The sequence below is a fragment of the Mucilaginibacter sp. P19 genome (genome assembly GCF_050632265.1).
GTDB classification, from domain to species: Bacteria; Bacteroidota; Bacteroidia; order Sphingobacteriales; family Sphingobacteriaceae; genus Mucilaginibacter; species Mucilaginibacter gossypii.
Window position 1 is genome coordinate 1,892,384 of sequence record NZ_CP192586.1, and the last position, 16,317, is coordinate 1,908,700.

Here is a 16,317-nt window from a genome sequence, read left to right on the forward strand (position 1 = left end):
TAACATGAAACCATTTTTTTATAAAAGGCGATTTTTCTTCATTCCGCTTGGGGTGATCGCTTGCCTGGCCGTCATCAGCTTTGTGGTAATGCAGCTGTGGAATAATTTATTGCCGGATATTTTACATGTAACAACCATTACTTACTGGCAGGCCGTTGGCATATTTATTTTATGCAAGATTTTGTTTGGTTTTGGGAAAGGCGGCCCTAAAGGCGGAGGAGGTGCGCCCTGGATGCGCGGACGCATGGCTGAACGTTTTAAAAATATGAGCCCTGAAGACAGAGATAAATTCCGCGCTCAGTGGGAAGACCGCATGTGCGGATGGAAAGGCCACGGGCATGGCAGGTTTAGCCGTGACTGGGACGATTTTAAGACTACCACAAACGAAGAAAAGAAGGCTGAGTAAGCGATCAGGAATATCAGCTTTAAGCTTTATGCATTCCGCTTTCAGTTCTAAATAAATTTATATTTATCTACCTCAAATAACATAACAATGGATGTACTGGTATTTGCAACAAGTGTACGGCAGAGACGGCAGGTGAGCCGGGTACAAAATTTATTAACCAAAATACCCGCCATAGCCCAATGGAACTTTGACCTGGAAGACTGCGATAATATTTTACGGGTGGAAGCTAAGGATCTTTCGCCTCGTTATATCGAATCGTTGTTGCAAAACGCCGGCATCTATTGCCAGGAGCTGGATTACTAATACCTGTTTACAATGACGGCCGCGCTTGAACGTAAGGTGAGATCCGATGGGACCATATCTTGTTAAGCATCCCTGTTACAGGATACATTTATGGCCCGGTGGTTCAAATCCCTAACGCTGCTGCGGCGGTAATATGGGTGTTCTTCCCAATAATAGTGCTTTAGGGCTTTTGGCTGTGCAAAGGCTATTGGTTAAAAAGAAATTCAAAAATTTAGTTAAGTGATTGTTTGGCAGCCCGGCTTATTTTTTAGCCGGGCTGTTTATTTCAATCCAGTAGCCATCCGGATCCTGGAAATAAAGTTGCAATACGCCATCTGCCCGGTAGGTAGGTTCTTTACTGTCACCTTTCCAGTTTGAGTAAGGGATATTCATTTGATCGAGTGTTTTTGCAAACTCTTTTACCGACGAGAACGGTGAAGCAAAGGTGTACGCCTTTAACCTGTTTTTCGTTGCGTTCAGCCTGTATAACATGTAGTTTCACATTATTGCCAAGGCTATACCATTGGTGTACGGTATCGGCAAAGGGGTTGTCAACTTTTTTAAGGTGTAATACTTTGGTATAAAATTCGGTGCTTTTTTTAAGGTTACCGGTAGTAATGGCAATATGATCAATTACCGGTGAGATATCGGTACCGTTTTGGGCTTTGCAAACCACAGGCAAAAGCACAGTTATTGCCAGCAGCAACGTGGTTAGTTTGGCTGTTTTAAAGATTATTGATAAAGATCTCATTGTTAGGATTTGTAATTTAAATGCCTAAAGATATAGGTTTAGCATTATGGTTAAAGTAATGCACAAATAAATTACACAAGCATTCAATGAAAACTGAATATCAATTTTTCGTCCTCGTGATTAATACAATTGATATTGTGTAAATTCCAGTCATTAATATCAATAAGGCCCGCATCGGTCCTGTAATGACTGTCATCAACAGGGCATTTTACTACATATCCAATATCTTTAATCAGCACAATTATTGGTCTTGCACCGCAAACCTTGCAGCAGTTACAATCAACCGATCCTGGTATATTAACATAGCCCCTCATACTTCATCCGGCGTTTAATTAAGTTTTTAATTGCGATTGGTTATCAGGTCAATCAACTTGTTAAAGTAGTCGTATTTTATCCCAAAAAGTTAAAAAAATACTAATTGAGAATAAAATCCTCCATGAAAATATAATACGTATGAAACTGGGTTTATGTTACTGCCCTTTGCAGATTATTATTTATTTAAGGAGATAATAATAGTTGTTTGTGTTTTGCAGTACCGTTTTATATTAATTTAACGCTGCAAACAGCTATGGAGCAATATGATTATTAATGCTTATAGCCTTTCTGGCCATCGGTTTTCTGTTTGTTTGGATTAATCAGGTTATGGAGCGACGGAGTTCCTGAGTTGTCGCTTGAAATAGTTTTCGACTGATGATTATCCTACTGTAACATTCCTTTTACCGCTTTGTTGCCGCACTCTTATGGCATGATAACTGTTTGGCCATAGTTTATCTATCGAAAACTAATAAATCATTTGCTATGAAAACTACTGTTTCACGCTCAATTTCATTATTAATATTAGCAGCAATGGGCTTTACAAGCTGTTCGACCGAATACCGGGAACGACACAGGCGACGACACGACGAAAGGGTTCGTGTACACGAACGCGTAGTTATACATAATTAAAACAAGTAAATACAGCAAAACAGGCCGTGCTGATGAAGCACGGCCTGTTTTGTTTATGGCGTTTAAAAACCGGGATTGTTTATGGTAAAATCAATCGTTCCAGAGGTGCCGTGAATGAAGGCTACCTTCCAGTTTGTTTTTAATCATAAGGTCGTCTTTATGCAAAATGCAATCGCCCTGATTGATGTCTTCTTCGGCAGTAACTTTGATGATGCTGCCTGATATCTGTTCAACTATACTTGATAAAGTAAAGATCTCTGAGTCGGGTATTTGTACGGTTAATATTGCCATGGGTAGATGATGTTATTTTTAATAATTCAAAAATATGGCAATAAAATTTACCCAATGTTTTATGAAAGTAAAATTTAAATAACCTTTATTTTACAAATGTATCAACAATATTAATTCACAGTTTTAGTTATCAGCACCCAGTCGACAATGGTTTTGGCATCACCGGCTTTTATTTTGTTAACTGTATTTTCTGATAAGCCATGATAGGGTTTGGTAACCTTGTTAACACCACCAGGATAGCCACCACCTAATGCAAAATTAAGGATGATGAATTTTTTGTTATCAAAAGCCCAGCGGCCATATTTTTCAACCATTGCTTTTGTTACTGTATAGGTAATTTTGCCATCAACCTTAAAAACAAGGCTCTCAGGCAACCAGTCTACCGAATATACATGCCACTGGGTAACATCAATGCCTGCGGGGAAAAATACACGTTTTGCAAGCGGCGTATCGCCAAAATAGCCGGGGCCATGTAAAGCATGGCTTACCCAGCTTGAGTCGCCTACGGTTTCCATTACGTCAATTTCGCCGCAATTGGGCCATTTACCGTTTCCAAGCAGCCAAAAGGCTGGCCATAGGCCTGCGCCTGCCGCCATTTTCATTCTGCATGAGGCAGTACCATATGTAAACTCCATTTTAGCTCGGGTATTAATGCGGCCTGAAATGAAATCATATTTACGCTGCTCTTTACTGGTAAAGCCGGGTTTATATAAAGCCTTTAAAACAAGCGCGCCGTTTTCTGCACCTTCGGCTTTACCATCTATCATATAAATGGTAGCCGCCGAATCAACATAGGCCTGCTGCTCGTCATTAACAGTGTTGCCCGTAACTTCAACATTCCACCTGCTCCTGTTGAGGGTTGGTTTATTAAAATCTTCAAAGAAAACAGTATCCGTAGTTTTATTCTGAGCGAATGCCTGTAATGCTAATAAAAGTGGAGCTGATAGCAGCAGATATTTTAGATTCATTTGAAGTGTGAGATAAGGGTTTAAAAGTAGATAAATTGGATGACACGAATTTAGTATTTACCAATTGCGATCATAATTTTACAGTAACGTCCCGGTTTGAAACTTAGAAGATACATTGACAAATAAACAAATTGAGAATCTCTGCTTGCATTGTTATATTTGTGTAATACTCATCTTAAGGTCATGGGTAATACCACAGCAAATTTATATTTCAGGTCAAAACAGGTTTCATTAATAATGTTGGCGGTAACAGCTATCATTTGGTCCAGGTTGCTATTCTTTCTTTTTAATGACCCTGAAGGCCCAAATCTTTTAATAGTTGGAGGTTTGGCACTGGCTGTATTTTTGTTATCCTGGGCAGTATATATATTTATCCCGTCCAAAATGAATGGTTTTAAACGCATTTCTGCAGCAATTTGTATCCAAATACTATTGATTATTGGTCTTTATTTTTGCATGAAGTAATTTCCCGTCTTTCTCAAAATCTTTAAACCTGGCCTGCATCAGCAATTTTACCCTCTAATTACCTTTACTTTTTTAAATTGCAGTCTTATACATATTTATATGCACAGTAGTGGTTTTTTGAAGGTATTCGCAATTATTGCGTTGATTAGTTTGTTGTTTGATTGGTACATCCATTCCGGCCTTAAAACCTTAACTGCCGACTGGCAATCAAACCTGTGGCGCAATGTTGTTTTATGGGGGTATTTGATCACATCTGTTGGTGTAACTGCGTTGTTTTTAATTGGCTTTGGCGCTTTTAGTACAGCAAGCGGCATGCGCCCGTTTCATGAGTGGATGCTAAGCCTGTTCCTGACGTTTTTTATTACCAAATTGGTTTTCATAATCGTGCTATCCCTCGGCGATCTTGGGCGGTTTTTCGTAGGTGTATTCAACTTGATCAGTGATTCGGGCAGGGTTGCCGGGCAGCCGGCTTTTCCGGGCCGGCGTAAGTTCATCAGTGAAATAGCGGTACTGGTGGCTGCCGTGCCTTTTACTTCGTTTTTTTATGCCATGCTTAAAGGTAAATATGATTATAAGCTGCACAAAACCACCCTTTATTTTGATGATTTGCCCGATGCTTTCGATGGCTTTACCATCACCCAGCTTTCTGACATCCATTCGGGAAGTTTTGATAATACCGAGGCTATGCAACGCGGTATCGACCTGGCTAAAGCGCAAAAAAGCGACCTGTTTGTTTTTACCGGCGACCTGGTGAATAATGCAGCATCGGAAATTGAGCCTTATATTGACAGGTTTGGGCAGATCAAAGCGCCTTACGGACAGTTTTCCATTTTAGGTAACCACGATTACGGTGATTATATCCATTGGGATAACATGCAGGAAAAGGCAGCCAATCTCGATAAACTTAAACAACATCACAAAGCCTTAGGCTACCGTTTGCTGCTGGATGAAAATGTAACCATTGAAAAAGGCGGGCAATCGATCTCCCTCATCGGGATCCAAAACTGGGGCAAAGGTTTCATCCAGATAGGCGATTTGAATAAGGCGCTTCAGGACGTACCCCAGGATGCCTTTAAAATACTGCTTTCGCATGACCCTACCCATTGGGAAGAACAGGTTCGTTATAACCCAACAACCATTCATCTTACCTTGTCGGGCCATACTCACGGCGCGCAGTTTGGTGTAGAGATTCCCGGCTTTAGGTGGAGCCCGGTAAAATACCGTTATGTTGACTGGGCCGGCCTCGCTAATGAAAATAACCGATATCTGTACGTAAACCGTGGTTTTGGTTTCCTGGCATTTTCTGGAAGGTTAGGTATTTGGCCGGAGGTTACAGTTATTGAGCTGAAGAAAAAGGTGGTGTAACGTTATAAAATAAGGATTTGATTTATCCGGCTTGATTTGTGGCAGGGTTTTTATGCTTATTATACTAAGCATTTAAACTTAAAATTATGGCAACTAATAATATAAAAAGGATAGGCAAACAAGGTCCCCAGGTACAGCATCAGCATAGCAATGCCTGGCAAGTGATGAAGCCTTTTGTACATTTTGGTGTGAAAGCGATAAGCGCAATAGCCCATACGCTGATCTACATTATAAAACATATTCCCAAACCTGATTCGCCTAAACCTTCCGGGCAAAAAGGCGGTAAGGTCATCAAAATATGAAATAGTAAGCCCGGTATATTCATATCGGGCTTTTGGGTAATCCAGTACTGGTTATCAACCGTTATTAAACGGAATAAAATACCGTGTTTTCACGGGTTGCGGGACCGTTTTTAAATGGCGAGATTTAAGCGTTGATTAAATCATGCAAAACAAGAACTGCCATTACCTATCACTGGTTGCTAATATTGCCTTCAATAATAATTGATATAATATTGAAAACCTAAACCTTAACTTTAACCTTGTCCTTACACCCGTCAGTTTGATGGGTGTTTTTTGTTTTATACCAGGTCAAATTCATAAGCGTTCAGTAAGTGGCTTGTTGTTTAAATTACAATTTGTACTTACTTTCACCCTCAATGAATCATCTGTTTACCGGTTACAAAACGCTTCAAAAATTAATACTTCCGGCGCTGTTACTTTCTGCTACATTGTCAAAAGCGCAGGTGTTTGGCGGTAATCCGCCATCTATAAAATGGAAACAGGTAAACACACCGCCAGCCCGGGTGATATTCCCGACCGGCTTGGATTCGGCGGGGTTAAGGGTTGCCAATATCGTGCAGCAAATGAACGGCCTGATCCGGCCAACAATCGGCTTTAAGCAAAAACAAATCAGTATTGTATTGCAAAATCAAACTACCGTAGCCAACGGTTATGTGGGATTGGCCCCCTTCAGGAGCGAGTTTTTTTAACTCCCGAACAAAATAGCTTTGATATAGGCAGCCTGCCATGGCCGCAGCAACTGGCTATTCACGAGTACAGGCATGTGCAGCAGTACAATAATTTTAATGTAGGCCTGTCGCATTTACTCCGCATAGTTTTTGGCGAGGGCGGGCAGGCGCTGGGTAACGACCTGGCTGTACCCAACTGGTTTTTTGAGGGCGACGCTGTTTTTAACGAAACCCTGGTGAGCGAACAGGGCAGGGGCCGGTTGCCTTATTTTTTTACCGGTTACCGTGCGCTGTGGGCTGCGGATAAAAACTACAGCTATATGAAGCTTCGCAATGGCTCGTACCGCGACTATGTGCCCGACCATTACCCCCTTGGCTACATGATGGTAGCCTACGGCCGCGAAAAATATGGAAGCGAACTCTGGAAAAACGTAACACATGACGCTGCGGCTTATCGAGGTGGCTTTTATCCTTTTCAATGGGCTGTTAAAAAATACACCGGCGAAAGTTTCAAAACCTTTTCAAATAATGGGTTTGCTTATTTCAAACAGCAATTTGCCGAAGATAACAATCAGCCCATTGCCGAACGAAAGAAACATTTTGACGCCAACCGGCAATACCCGGCTTTTGTGAACGATAGTACGCTCATCTATGCCAAAAATACTTACGATCATTTGCCTGCCTTTGTCATTAAAACCGGTGATAAAGAATTGAAAATCAGCACCCGTTCCTATTCATTGGATAGTTATTTTGATTATCACAACGGTAAAATAATTTATACATCCTATCGGCCGGATTTACGCTGGAGCTACCGTAATTATAGTGAACTGATGCTGCTTGATACAAAAACGGGGCTGGAACACCGGATCACATCAAAAGCAAAATACTTTTCGCCTGCTTTTAGTGCCGATGGCCAAAGCATTGTTGCTGTACGGGTTGATCCATCAGGATTGAGTCAGCTGCATATTTTGGATACTGCGGGTAAACTACAACAGGAAATTCCAAACCCGAAGGGGCTATTTTATACTTACCCTAAGTTTTACGGCGATGGCAAACTGCTGTCGGCAGCGCGCAATAAGGATGGTAAAATGGGGATAGCGCTTATTGAGATCGCTACCGGTAAAACAGCGTATTTAACACCCCCGAGTTTTCGCCCGATAGGTTTTATCGCCCTAAAAAAAGACACGTTGTATTTCACGCAAACCGATGGTAAAAACGACCGCCTGTTTGTGATGATGCTTAACGATAAAAGTGTTTATGAAATGTTGCCAACCGGTAATTTTACAGGTTTAGGCTACTATCAGCCGGCAGTAAGTGATAATAAACTGGCCTGGGTAGGTTTTACTGCCGATGATTACCGGATTAACCAGGCCAATAAAAAAGATTTGAAATGGATAGCCGCCGGGGAGATTATGCACGCTACCTGCCCGATCTGGGTATCACAGCACTGAAAAAAGATTCGGCTGCCAATTTAGTAACAGGGATAGTTGATAAGCCATTGCCGGTTACCAGCTATCCCAAAGCGCATGGTTTGTTCAATTTTCACAGTATCATCCCCAATATCAGCGACCCTAATTATTCATTCGCTATCACGGGCGAGAATGTGCTGAATACTTTTCAGTCCGAGTTGTCTTTTGATTATAATACCAACGAAGGCTACAAGCAGTTTGGTTTCGATGCCATTTACGGGGCTTTGTTCCCCTATATTTCGGCCGGGGCCGATTACACACTCGACAGGCGGAGCTTTTATAAGGGCCAATACGTTTACTGGAACGAGACTGCTGTGCATGGTGGTTTGCGGGTTCCCCTGAATTTTAGTGAGGGCAAGCGCTTAACCAGTCTTACCTTTGGCAGCGACCTGTATTTTAACAGTATCAACTTTCAACAAGCCTACAAAGGCAGTTTTGCTGACCGGTCATATAGCTATTTGAATAATTATTTCAGCTTTAGCAATCAAACGCAACAGGCACAGAAAAATATTTATCCCCGGTTTGCGCAAAGCATAGGCGTCAATTATAAATCGGCAGTTTCAGGATCGGGCGCAACGCAGCTATTGGCTACGGGAAGTTTTTATTTCCCTGGTTTGTTTGTGAACCACAACTTTGTCATCAGCCTGGCGCACCAGCAAAAAGGGAAGGACAACGTGATCAGTTTCTCTAATGATTTCCCTTTCTCCAAAGGTTATACCGCCGAAAACCTGGATGATATGAATAAGATTGGCTTAACATATCATATGCCAATAGCTTATCCTGATGCAGGTTTCGGCAACCTGTTTTACCTGTTACGCCTGCGTGCAGCATTGTTTTTTGATTATACCCATGCCAGCGCATCAAACTTTTTTACCGATGGCAGCGGTTTTAAGCAAAACTTCAGGTCGGCAGGTGGTACCCTGTATTTTGATACCAAATTCTTTAATCAAAACAGTATCACATTCGGTATCAGATATAGCAGGCTGCTGGATGAAGATTTTTTTGGCGGGACAGGGCGCAATAGGATAGAGCTGGTTTTGCCGGTAACTTTCTTTTAGTTGGATGGTTGATCTAATAATCAGTACTTATGATGCCCACTATACAACCCGAACAGGTGATCAACTCTGATTTTCTATCGTTAACATAGGAGGCTATTCGAATGATCTCAACAGGAATTTTGACATTCTTTTTTGAAGAGTTTTTATTCCGGCAACGCCGTAGGCTTGTTCCTCGCAGCAAAAGCTGAACAACAGATTTTTAAGTTTTTTGATATCCCTGTTTTTTACAAGCTCGTCAATATATTCCCCCATCTTCGTTTTAGGACTTGCGTCACCGCAATAAAAGGCATACATTTTATATAGATTTAACTCTTTTACTAAATCTTCAATGTTTTTGGATGATTTGTAAAAGTCGTTGCGTCTTTTTAAGTATTGCAACACTTTCGTAGTATCTATTTTTGGATGATTTTCTCTTTTATTTAGTTTATCGTAAAGCGGATCTCCAAAGAATGAGTTATCATAGCACACAGAACTAATTAGAATGCTGTCGCCCATTGTTAGTAAATTAACATAGTAACGATTCGATCCATTAAAAATAACGTTTATCCGTTGATGCTTATAACCAAAATCCACATCTCTGTTAAAGTAAGTAGTTACTTTGCTATCATGGGGCTGCCGGGTTTGTTTAATGCTGTCAATTCTTTGGAAAAGCCTGGTAGCGCTCTTTTCATTATTAGATACTGATTCTATTTTGTGATAATAAGTCTGAAGCTGGGCATAACTTTTTAAAACGGTAACTTGGAATAAAAACAGAAAAAGTATTTTTCTATTCATAAATTTAACTGTTAGCCAGCCTGATGAGTTCCTTAACCCGGTCAACGCCGGTAACATCAATACTATATTCATCGCCGGCTTCGGCGCTCATCATGATGCTTTCATTGTGAAACTTCATTTTACTGGCAACCTTGATCCTTGCTGATGAATGAACTTCTTTTACCCCGGTGTAATGTATGAGATCGGCAACATTCGCTTCACTTACGCCGCTCCCGGGCATAATGCTGATGCGGCCGGCGGCTTGTTCAACGAGGCGGTTTAAATTGCTGGCACCCTCAATAGCGGTGCTTTTGCCTCCTGAGGTAAGTACGCGCTCGCAGCCCATTTCAATGATTTCTTCAAGGGCTTTATGCTGATCGGCACACATATCGAAAGCCCGGTGAAAAGTTACACCCAGGCCCCATTGCCGGGCAAGGCGTACCATTTCGGTACAGCGTTCTATATCGATAGAGCCATCTTCTTTAAGAATACCTATTACCACACCGTCGCAACCGGCATCAATACAATACCTGATATCGGCCATCATGAGCTTGTACTCCATATCATTGTACAAAAAATCGCCGCCGCGAGGACGGATGAGCACATACAGCTTGATATGGAGCAGGCTGCGGGCCATTAATATGGTGCCGTGCGATGGGGTGGTGCCGCCATCCTTCAAATTTTCGCAAAGTTCAACACGCACAGCGCCGCCCTCCTGGGCCGCCAGGGCCGATGTTACCGAATTAGCACAAACTTCGAGTGATACCTGCATGTTTTTTAAGTCCATAGACCATAGTCAATAGTCCATGGCCTTTTTTTGTTTATTGTCTATGGTCGATAGTTCATAGACTACTACTGTTAAGTTAACTATATTCTACAATATTAAACTATGGACTATCGACTATGGTCCATCGACCAATAAATTTACTTATAATAACTTTTTCCTGGTATTAACAGGTCCTGTTGTTGTGCATTACAAACGGCGTATGAAAAACCACTTTGTATAGCATAGGCACCATATTCGCCTTTTTTATTAATAGCTAAAAAGCCAACCTGGATCTTTTTGGCTATTTCCGGTTTCTTTTTAATAATACGGTTTACAGCTTCCTTGCAGGCATCCTCCGGAGATAGGCCCTGGCGCATTAATTCAACCACCAAGAAGCTGCCCACATTGCGGATCACCTCCTCACCAACACCGGTTGATGTTGCACCGCCAACCTCATTATCTACATAAAGACCTGCACCTATAATCGGGCTATCACCAACGCGGCCGTGCAGTTTAAAAGCCATGCCGCTGGTAGTACATCCGCCTGAGATGTTGCCTTTGGCGTCAATAGCAAGCATACCAATGGTATCATGGTTGTATTTATTGCCCGGTTTACCGCCGTTTTCGATATTCATAACGGGGCTGTACTGAGCTTTTTTAAGCCACTCCTTCCAGATCTTTTCTGTTTCGGGGGTTAGCAGTTTTTCTTTTTCATACCCTGCTCAACGGCAAACTGGGTAGCACCTTCGCCAACCAGCATTACGTGAGGGGTTTTCTCCATCACTAAACGTGCTACCGAAATAGGGTGGGCTATATTCTCCATGGCAGCTACCGAGCCACAGTTGCCAAACTCGTCCATGATACACGAGTCGAGGGTTACATGTCCGTCACGATCGGGCAAGCCGGTGCGGCCTACAGTATGATTGGTGATATCTTCGGCTTCAGGGATGCGGGCCCCGGCTTCAATAGCGTCGAGCGAACGGCCTCCGGCTGATAATACTTTCCAGGCTCCTTTGTTGGCTATAATGCCAAAATCCCAGGTTGAAATTACGATAGGATAACCGCCTTCGGGCTTTGATATGACGGTTTTTGCGATGGCAGATTTAGAAAGCGCTGCAAATGAAGCACCTGCGGCGGATAATTTAATGAACTTACGGCGGTTGTACATACCGCTAATATATGAAAAACAGTTTTAAGTCATAAGTTCTAAGTCTTCAGTCTGAAGTCGTAACTCTTGAGTTTTAAGTTAAGACCCTATCGGGTTATAAAAATGAAGATTTTTGACTCGCGACTTAAGACTTTCGACTTTGAAAAAAGCTATTCAAAATCCCGCTGGCAATTAAAACAATGCCATGCTTTGCGGCTATAAAAAGGGAATATCATCAATAAAAATGAGATGATGGCGGTGAACCAATGAACCCTTTTTTCGGTTGCTGAACCATAACGTACATTGGTTGAGCCACAATAAGGGCAAATCACGGCATTAAGCGTTTCGTCATCAATTTCAATATGGTCCTGGTCGTGCAGGTCACCTTCGGCGGCTAAAATCTCCCGGCATCGCTCCAGGTCGCGCTCAAATATTTTGAGTTTAATGCCGCCTACAGCCTGGTTGTAAAGGGGATTGGACCCAATGGTGTTTTCATCGGCAATAAAGCAGGGGATACCATAACCTTCCAGTTTGGTGCGGATGATATGTGCAAGCATCACATCATAATAGGTTTCAAACGTTATGATCTTTTCTTCGGGTTGAACGGCCATATTGTAGATAAATATTAATCAAAGGTAAATTGTTTTTTATTTAATTTGGACGCCATGAACCGCATCGACCGAATATCAGCCATTTTGATCCAACTACAATCACGCAGGGTGGTAAAGGCAGGAGATATTGCCGATAGGTTCAATATTAGCCTGCGTACGGTTTACCGCGACATAAAAACGCTTGAAGAAGCTGGCATCCCGCTCATAGGCGAAGCCGGCGTTGGCTACTCCATTATGGATGGTTACCGCCTGCCCCCGGTAATGTTTACCCGCGAGGAAGCCACAGCTTTTTTAACCGCCGAAAAGTTTGTTGAAAAGCTTACAGATACCTCAACCATGGCACAGTACCAGTCGGCCATGTACAAGGTGAGGGCTATTCTTAAATCATCTGAAAAAGATGCCCTGGAAAACCTTGACGGCAGCATCGAAGTACTGAAAAGCCATAGTCAGAAAAGGGCCGGAAGTACCGATCATATCCAAACCATACTGGATTGCATTATCTGTAAAAAGATCATGAGCATTGATTACTTTGCCGCCCACTCGCAGGAAAATACCAAACGCGAAGTTGAACCGGTAGGCGTTTTTTCCTGGATAGTTTCTGGCACCTGATAGCCTACTGCCGTCTGCGTAGTGACTATCGCGATTTCAGGATGGACCGTATCAGGAAGCTGGTGGTTACAGATAAAAGTTATGTAAACAGTAAGCACCCTACGCTAAAAGATTATATTGACAAAATGGCCTGCGAAAAGCAGCTTGAACAGGTGGTGATAAAAGTTGACAAGGAGATTCACAGCTATCTTGATCATCAAAAATACTACGGCGGTTTTGTATCTGAGAAAACTGTAGGAAGTAAAATTGAGATGACTTTTTTGACCATCTCATTGGAAGGTTTTGCCCGATGGTATATGACCTTTGGCGACCGTGCCGAGATCATCAGACCCGACACCTTGTTGCAGCGTGTACGGGAGATCACCGCAACCATCGCCCAAAAAATAAATTAATTTCTTTTCTTTTTTCCTGCTGACATAAGGCTGTCACCAGCGCGTTGTTACTTTGTTTCATAATGGCAGGGGCAGGGCTTTTATTGGTCGTGTTTTTGCGGTTAATTTAAACCATACACTTATGAAACATTGGATAATAGTAGTATCAAAAGATCACATTGGCCGTGGCATTTCCGGGGGATTTATTCAGGCCAATCATGGTAAACTGGCGCCGCTTAAACGTATGGAAGTTGGCGACTGGGTGGCGGTATATTCGCCCAAACAAAAGATGAACGGCAATGAGCCTTTGCAGGCTTTTACAGCCATTGGCCAGGTGCGTGACGAGGATATTTATCAGAAGCAAATGGCTATTGATTTTATCCCATACCGCCGCAATGTAAATTACTACGAATGTGCCGAAGTTCCGATAGCCCCGATGATTGAAAAGCTCGATTTTATCACCAACAAAAAAGCGTGGGGCTACAACTTCAGGTTTGGATTTTTTGAAGTTCCCGGCGCAGATTTTAAGAAGATAAAGGAACAAATGATCACTGCAAAACAACCACTATTAAATAAGGCTACGTTATGGAAAAATTAACAGTAAATGTGCAGGTAAAATTTAAAGCCCCGATGGCTAAAGTTTGGCAAGGCCTGACTGATCCTGCTATGGTGAAAAAATATTTTTTGGTACCGATCTTGAATCGAGCTGGAGGGTAGGGGAGCCCATAAAATTCAGCGGGGAGTGGGGTGGTAAAAAGTATGAAGACCATGGAACTATACTGGATATTGATCCGGGCACATTTGTAAAATACAGCTACTGGAGCAGCATGAGCGGCACTGACGACAAGCCCGAAAACTATGCCAATGTTACCTACAACCTCACCGAAAATAATGGCGAGACTGAACTTACCGTTACCCAGGACAACGTAAAAAACGAGGAAGCTAAAGCGCATTCAGAACAAAACTGGAAAGGGATTTTTGAAGAATTGAGGAAACTGATAGAGTAATTATAATATTAAATTAATAATTTATATAATCATTATAATTGTTTGTAAAAAAGTTGATTATAAGTCAATATAACAAATAGTAATAACTCCGAAAATGGATAAAGTAACAATAAAGGGTTTCTATTTAGTTGGGATTTCGGTACGTACTACAAACCAAAACGGGCAGGCAATGAAAGATATAGCAGGGCTTTGGAACTGGTTTATGAGTGAAGCGGTTTTACAGCAGGTGGTGAACCGTCTTAGTGATGATATTTATTGTGTTTACACCGATTATGAAAGCGATAAGAACGGCTTTTATACCACAGTACTTGGTTGTAAGGTAGCTACTAAAGACAATATACCTGAAGGCCTGATTTGCATTACAGTACCACCCGGAAGCTATAACCGGTACGTGGCTAAGGGTGCATTGCCGCAGTCGGTAGGCGAAACCTGGCACCAGATCTGGACAAGCGATATTGACAGAAGATATATGGCCGATTTCGACGTATATGGAGAAAGGTCACAAAATGCTGATAACGCCGAGGTAGAAGTTTTTGTGGGAGTGAATAACTAACTATCGTCATGCTGAACTTGTTTCAGCACCCCATCAGAAGAGCCGCGTGGAATCTTGCTTGTGAGGTGCCGAAATAAATTCGGCATGACTTTTTAGTTAAAAGAATATAGCGTTTAGACTCCAGAAAACTCTGTAATTTCCAAAATTCTATAAATTGTAATTAATATTACCTGTTAAAAGTCAATCGCTTGCCGGCTTTACCTTCAATAAGACTTCCATTCGCATATGCCAGATTTCCTGATATCAATGTGTAAGCCACTTGCGAGCGGAAAGTATTGCCTTCAAATGGGCTCCAGTTACATTTATACAGGATATTACTTTTATTAACGTTCCATGGTTTGTTCAGGTTAACCAATACCAGGTCGGCCCAGTAACCTTCGCGGATGAAGCCGCGTTTTTCTATTTGAAAAAGGGTAGCTACGTTATGCGCCATTTTTTCTGCAATTTGCTCGAGGCTTATTTTACCATGGTGATACAGCTCAAGCATGGCTGGCAAAGCATGCTGAACCAATGGGCCACCGGATGGCGCCTGCAGGTAAGGCTGCTCTTTTTCTTCTATAGTATGCGGGGCGTGGTCGGTAGCAATAACGTCAATCCTTCCATCAAGTACAGCACGTAAAATACCATCACGGTCTGCCTCTGTTTTTACTGCCGGGTTCCACTTAATATAGTTGCCTTTTATGTCATAATCTGCATCGGTAAACCACAGGTGATGGATGCAGGCTTCGGCAGTAATTCGTTTATCTTTTAATGGAATTGTGTTGTCAAAAAGATGTGTCTCCCGCTCTGTAGAAATGTGCAAAATATGCAAACGAGTGTTGTGCTTTTTTGCCAGCTCAACCGCCATTGATGAAGACAAATAGCAGGCCTCTGCACTCCTGATTTTTGGATGCATCCGCACCGGAATATTTTCGCCAAGCAGTTGTTTGTAATGGGCAAGATTGCTCTTGATCGTAGCCTCATCTTCGCAGTGTGTAGCGATGAGCATGGGTGATTGCGCGAAGAGTTTTTCGAGGGTGTGAGGGTCATCAACAAGCATGTTACCGGTAGAGGATCCCATGAACACTTTGATGCCACAAACCTTACTGATATCGGTGCGCAAAACCTCATCTAAATTGTTGTTAGACGCGCCCATAAAAAACGAATAATTAGCCAGCGAATTGCGCGACGCGATCTGGTATTTATCTTCCAAAAGTTCCTGCGTTAAAGTGTTGGGAACGGTGTTTGGCATCTCCATAAACGAAGTGATGCCGCCCGCAACAGCAGCTCTTGATTCTGAATAAATATCGGCCTTATAAGTTAAGCCCGGCTCGCGGAAGTGCACCTGGTCGTCGATGCAGCCAGGTAACAAATGCAGTCCTTCTGCATTAATCACTTCATCTGCCTGGTGGTCGATAACTGAGTCGATACGGTCTATCAAACCATCTTTGATCAATACATCGGCAACGTATTGTTTATGCTCGTTAACTATGGTGGCTGCTTTTATCAGAATTGTAGACATGTTTTGAAATTTCGGATTTGGGATATTCG

Annotated in this window: 23 protein-coding genes and 1 pseudogene; 13 read left to right on the plus strand and 11 right to left on the minus strand. The window is 42.2% G+C overall.

Annotation, left to right across the window (positions count from 1 at the left end):
• Nucleotides 1-4 precede the first annotated feature (4 nt).
• Complete coding sequence (locus ACQ86K_RS08980) at nucleotides 5-406, plus strand: hypothetical protein (RefSeq protein ID WP_176844516.1); 402 nt, start codon at nucleotides 5-7, stop codon at nucleotides 404-406.
• Between the two features lie 87 nt (nucleotides 407-493).
• Nucleotides 494-709 carry a hypothetical protein gene (locus tag ACQ86K_RS08985; protein WP_091171302.1) on the plus strand — a complete coding sequence of 72 codons (216 nt, stop codon included), beginning with the start codon at nucleotides 494-496 and terminating at the stop codon, nucleotides 707-709.
• A 240-nt stretch (nucleotides 710-949) separates the two neighbouring features.
• On the opposite strand, the gene ACQ86K_RS08990 is transcribed toward ACQ86K_RS08985, so the two are convergent.
• The 6 genes from ACQ86K_RS08990 to ACQ86K_RS09015 all read right to left on the minus strand — a co-directional run bounded on the left by ACQ86K_RS08990 (nucleotide 950) and on the right by ACQ86K_RS09015 (nucleotide 4,026).
• Complete coding sequence (locus ACQ86K_RS08990; RefSeq protein ID WP_431200215.1) at nucleotides 950-1,081, minus strand: VOC family protein; 132 nt, start codon at nucleotides 1,079-1,081, stop codon at nucleotides 950-952.
• Nucleotides 1,050-1,439, minus strand: coding sequence for a VOC family protein (locus ACQ86K_RS08995; protein WP_431200216.1), 390 nt, complete (start codon nucleotides 1,437-1,439; stop codon nucleotides 1,050-1,052). The genes ACQ86K_RS08990 and ACQ86K_RS08995 overlap by 32 nt, the downstream gene beginning before the upstream one ends.
• Nucleotides 1,440-1,522: 83 nt before the next feature.
• On the minus strand, nucleotides 1,523-1,753 hold the full coding sequence (locus ACQ86K_RS09000; RefSeq protein WP_091171306.1) for a hypothetical protein: 231 nt from the start codon (nucleotides 1,751-1,753) through the stop codon (nucleotides 1,523-1,525).
• Between the two features lie 721 nt (nucleotides 1,754-2,474).
• Entirely contained in the window at nucleotides 2,475-2,675 is a 201-nt protein-coding gene (locus ACQ86K_RS09005) for a hypothetical protein (protein ID WP_091171309.1), read from the minus strand.
• A gap of 110 nt (nucleotides 2,676-2,785) precedes the next feature.
• On the minus strand, nucleotides 2,786-3,643 hold the full coding sequence (locus ACQ86K_RS09010) for a glycoside hydrolase family 16 protein (RefSeq protein WP_091171312.1): 858 nt from the start codon (nucleotides 3,641-3,643) through the stop codon (nucleotides 2,786-2,788).
• Between the two features lie 170 nt (nucleotides 3,644-3,813).
• Nucleotides 3,814-4,026, minus strand: coding sequence for a hypothetical protein (locus ACQ86K_RS09015; protein WP_143020824.1), 213 nt, complete (start codon nucleotides 4,024-4,026; stop codon nucleotides 3,814-3,816).
• Between the two features lie 181 nt (nucleotides 4,027-4,207).
• On the opposite strand from ACQ86K_RS09015, the gene ACQ86K_RS09020 reads away from it, so the two are divergent.
• The 5 genes from ACQ86K_RS09020 (at nucleotide 4,208) to ACQ86K_RS09040 (ending at nucleotide 8,970) form a co-directional block, all read left to right on the plus strand.
• Complete coding sequence (locus tag ACQ86K_RS09020) at nucleotides 4,208-5,473, plus strand: metallophosphoesterase (RefSeq protein WP_091171319.1); 1,266 nt, start codon at nucleotides 4,208-4,210, stop codon at nucleotides 5,471-5,473.
• Nucleotides 5,474-5,559: 86 nt separating this feature from the next.
• The gene (locus ACQ86K_RS09025; protein WP_091171323.1) at nucleotides 5,560-5,775 is read left to right on the plus strand and encodes a hypothetical protein; all 216 of its coding nucleotides are present in this window, start codon (nucleotides 5,560-5,562) and stop codon (nucleotides 5,773-5,775) included.
• Nucleotides 5,776-6,131: 356 nt separating this feature from the next.
• The gene (locus tag ACQ86K_RS09030) at nucleotides 6,132-6,464 is read left to right on the plus strand and encodes a hypothetical protein (RefSeq protein ID WP_431200217.1); all 333 of its coding nucleotides are present in this window, start codon (nucleotides 6,132-6,134) and stop codon (nucleotides 6,462-6,464) included.
• A 74-nt stretch (nucleotides 6,465-6,538) separates the two neighbouring features.
• Entirely contained in the window at nucleotides 6,539-7,894 is a 1,356-nt protein-coding gene (locus tag ACQ86K_RS09035) for a TolB family protein (protein ID WP_431200218.1), read from the plus strand.
• Nucleotides 7,834-8,970: a hypothetical protein gene (locus ACQ86K_RS09040; RefSeq protein ID WP_431200219.1), complete on the plus strand. Its 1,137-nt coding sequence runs from the start codon at nucleotides 7,834-7,836 to the stop codon at nucleotides 8,968-8,970. Before ACQ86K_RS09035 ends, ACQ86K_RS09040 begins: the two co-directional genes overlap by 61 nt.
• Nucleotides 8,971-9,063: 93 nt before the next feature.
• On the opposite strand, the gene ACQ86K_RS09045 is transcribed toward ACQ86K_RS09040, so the two are convergent.
• The 4 genes and pseudogenes from ACQ86K_RS09045 to ACQ86K_RS09060 all read right to left on the minus strand — a co-directional run bounded on the left by ACQ86K_RS09045 (nucleotide 9,064) and on the right by ACQ86K_RS09060 (nucleotide 12,247).
• Entirely contained in the window at nucleotides 9,064-9,744 is a 681-nt protein-coding gene (locus ACQ86K_RS09045) for a hypothetical protein (protein WP_431200220.1), read from the minus strand.
• 4 nt (nucleotides 9,745-9,748) lie between these two features.
• The gene (locus tag ACQ86K_RS09050; protein WP_091171332.1) at nucleotides 9,749-10,495 is read right to left on the minus strand and encodes a copper homeostasis protein CutC; all 747 of its coding nucleotides are present in this window, start codon (nucleotides 10,493-10,495) and stop codon (nucleotides 9,749-9,751) included.
• Nucleotides 10,496-10,647: 152 nt separating this feature from the next.
• A pseudogene (locus tag ACQ86K_RS09055) lies at nucleotides 10,648-11,657 on the minus strand (N(4)-(beta-N-acetylglucosaminyl)-L-asparaginase).
• A 149-nt stretch (nucleotides 11,658-11,806) separates the two neighbouring features.
• On the minus strand, nucleotides 11,807-12,247 hold the full coding sequence (locus ACQ86K_RS09060) for a DUF2007 domain-containing protein (protein ID WP_091171339.1): 441 nt from the start codon (nucleotides 12,245-12,247) through the stop codon (nucleotides 11,807-11,809).
• 54 nt (nucleotides 12,248-12,301) lie between these two features.
• On the opposite strand from ACQ86K_RS09060, the gene ACQ86K_RS09065 reads away from it, so the two are divergent.
• The 6 genes from ACQ86K_RS09065 (at nucleotide 12,302) to ACQ86K_RS09090 (ending at nucleotide 14,787) form a co-directional block, all read left to right on the plus strand.
• On the plus strand, nucleotides 12,302-12,856 hold the full coding sequence (locus ACQ86K_RS09065; RefSeq protein WP_431200221.1) for a helix-turn-helix transcriptional regulator: 555 nt from the start codon (nucleotides 12,302-12,304) through the stop codon (nucleotides 12,854-12,856).
• Nucleotides 12,857-12,870: 14 nt separating this feature from the next.
• A complete protein-coding gene (locus tag ACQ86K_RS09070; protein WP_431200821.1) occupies nucleotides 12,871-13,248 on the plus strand; it encodes a helix-turn-helix transcriptional regulator in 378 nt (125 codons plus the stop codon).
• A gap of 121 nt (nucleotides 13,249-13,369) precedes the next feature.
• Nucleotides 13,370-13,825: an EVE domain-containing protein gene (locus ACQ86K_RS09075; RefSeq protein ID WP_091171346.1), complete on the plus strand. Its 456-nt coding sequence runs from the start codon at nucleotides 13,370-13,372 to the stop codon at nucleotides 13,823-13,825.
• The gene (locus ACQ86K_RS09080; protein WP_431200222.1) at nucleotides 13,813-13,944 is read left to right on the plus strand and encodes an SRPBCC family protein; all 132 of its coding nucleotides are present in this window, start codon (nucleotides 13,813-13,815) and stop codon (nucleotides 13,942-13,944) included. The genes ACQ86K_RS09075 and ACQ86K_RS09080 overlap by 13 nt, the downstream gene beginning before the upstream one ends.
• 8 nt (nucleotides 13,945-13,952) lie before the next feature.
• Entirely contained in the window at nucleotides 13,953-14,234 is a 282-nt protein-coding gene (locus ACQ86K_RS09085) for an SRPBCC family protein (protein ID WP_431200822.1), read from the plus strand.
• Between the two features lie 94 nt (nucleotides 14,235-14,328).
• Nucleotides 14,329-14,787, plus strand: coding sequence for a GyrI-like domain-containing protein (locus ACQ86K_RS09090; protein ID WP_091171354.1), 459 nt, complete (start codon nucleotides 14,329-14,331; stop codon nucleotides 14,785-14,787).
• Nucleotides 14,788-14,953: 166 nt separating this feature from the next.
• Here the strand turns inward: ACQ86K_RS09090 and ACQ86K_RS09095 are convergent, their stop codons facing one another.
• The gene (locus ACQ86K_RS09095; RefSeq protein ID WP_091171358.1) at nucleotides 14,954-16,288 is read right to left on the minus strand and encodes a dihydroorotase; all 1,335 of its coding nucleotides are present in this window, start codon (nucleotides 16,286-16,288) and stop codon (nucleotides 14,954-14,956) included.
• Between the last annotated feature and the right edge of the window lie 29 nt (nucleotides 16,289-16,317).

Excerpts from the sequence above, each read along its gene's own strand:
- ACQ86K_RS08980 (WP_176844516.1), top strand. The coding sequence starts at position 5 with ATGAAACCATTTTTTTATAAAAGGCGATTTTTCTTCATTCCGCTTGGG.
- ACQ86K_RS08985 (WP_091171302.1), top strand. The coding sequence starts at position 494 with ATGGATGTACTGGTATTTGCAACAAGTGTACGGCAGAGACGGCAGGTG.
- ACQ86K_RS08990 (WP_431200215.1), bottom strand. The coding sequence starts at position 1,081 with ATGAATATCCCTTACTCAAACTGGAAAGGTGACAGTAAAGAACCTACC.
- ACQ86K_RS08995 (WP_431200216.1), bottom strand. The coding sequence starts at position 1,439 with ATGAGATCTTTATCAATAATCTTTAAAACAGCCAAACTAACCACGTTG.
- ACQ86K_RS09000 (WP_091171306.1), bottom strand. The coding sequence starts at position 1,753 with ATGAGGGGCTATGTTAATATACCAGGATCGGTTGATTGTAACTGCTGC.
- ACQ86K_RS09005 (WP_091171309.1), bottom strand. The coding sequence starts at position 2,675 with ATGGCAATATTAACCGTACAAATACCCGACTCAGAGATCTTTACTTTA.
- ACQ86K_RS09010 (WP_091171312.1), bottom strand. The coding sequence starts at position 3,643 with ATGAATCTAAAATATCTGCTGCTATCAGCTCCACTTTTATTAGCATTA.
- ACQ86K_RS09020 (WP_091171319.1), top strand. The coding sequence starts at position 4,208 with ATGCACAGTAGTGGTTTTTTGAAGGTATTCGCAATTATTGCGTTGATT.
- ACQ86K_RS09025 (WP_091171323.1), top strand. The coding sequence starts at position 5,560 with ATGGCAACTAATAATATAAAAAGGATAGGCAAACAAGGTCCCCAGGTA.
- ACQ86K_RS09030 (WP_431200217.1), top strand. The coding sequence starts at position 6,132 with ATGAATCATCTGTTTACCGGTTACAAAACGCTTCAAAAATTAATACTT.
- ACQ86K_RS09040 (WP_431200219.1), top strand. The coding sequence starts at position 7,834 with ATGGATAGCCGCCGGGGAGATTATGCACGCTACCTGCCCGATCTGGGT.
- ACQ86K_RS09045 (WP_431200220.1), bottom strand. The coding sequence starts at position 9,744 with ATGAATAGAAAAATACTTTTTCTGTTTTTATTCCAAGTTACCGTTTTA.
- ACQ86K_RS09050 (WP_091171332.1), bottom strand. The coding sequence starts at position 10,495 with ATGCAGGTATCACTCGAAGTTTGTGCTAATTCGGTAACATCGGCCCTG.
- ACQ86K_RS09060 (WP_091171339.1), bottom strand. The coding sequence starts at position 12,247 with ATGGCCGTTCAACCCGAAGAAAAGATCATAACGTTTGAAACCTATTAT.
- ACQ86K_RS09065 (WP_431200221.1), top strand. The coding sequence starts at position 12,302 with ATGAACCGCATCGACCGAATATCAGCCATTTTGATCCAACTACAATCA.
- ACQ86K_RS09075 (WP_091171346.1), top strand. The coding sequence starts at position 13,370 with ATGAAACATTGGATAATAGTAGTATCAAAAGATCACATTGGCCGTGGC.
- ACQ86K_RS09080 (WP_431200222.1), top strand. The coding sequence starts at position 13,813 with ATGGAAAAATTAACAGTAAATGTGCAGGTAAAATTTAAAGCCCCGATG.
- ACQ86K_RS09090 (WP_091171354.1), top strand. The coding sequence starts at position 14,329 with ATGGATAAAGTAACAATAAAGGGTTTCTATTTAGTTGGGATTTCGGTA.
- ACQ86K_RS09095 (WP_091171358.1), bottom strand. The coding sequence starts at position 16,288 with ATGTCTACAATTCTGATAAAAGCAGCCACCATAGTTAACGAGCATAAA.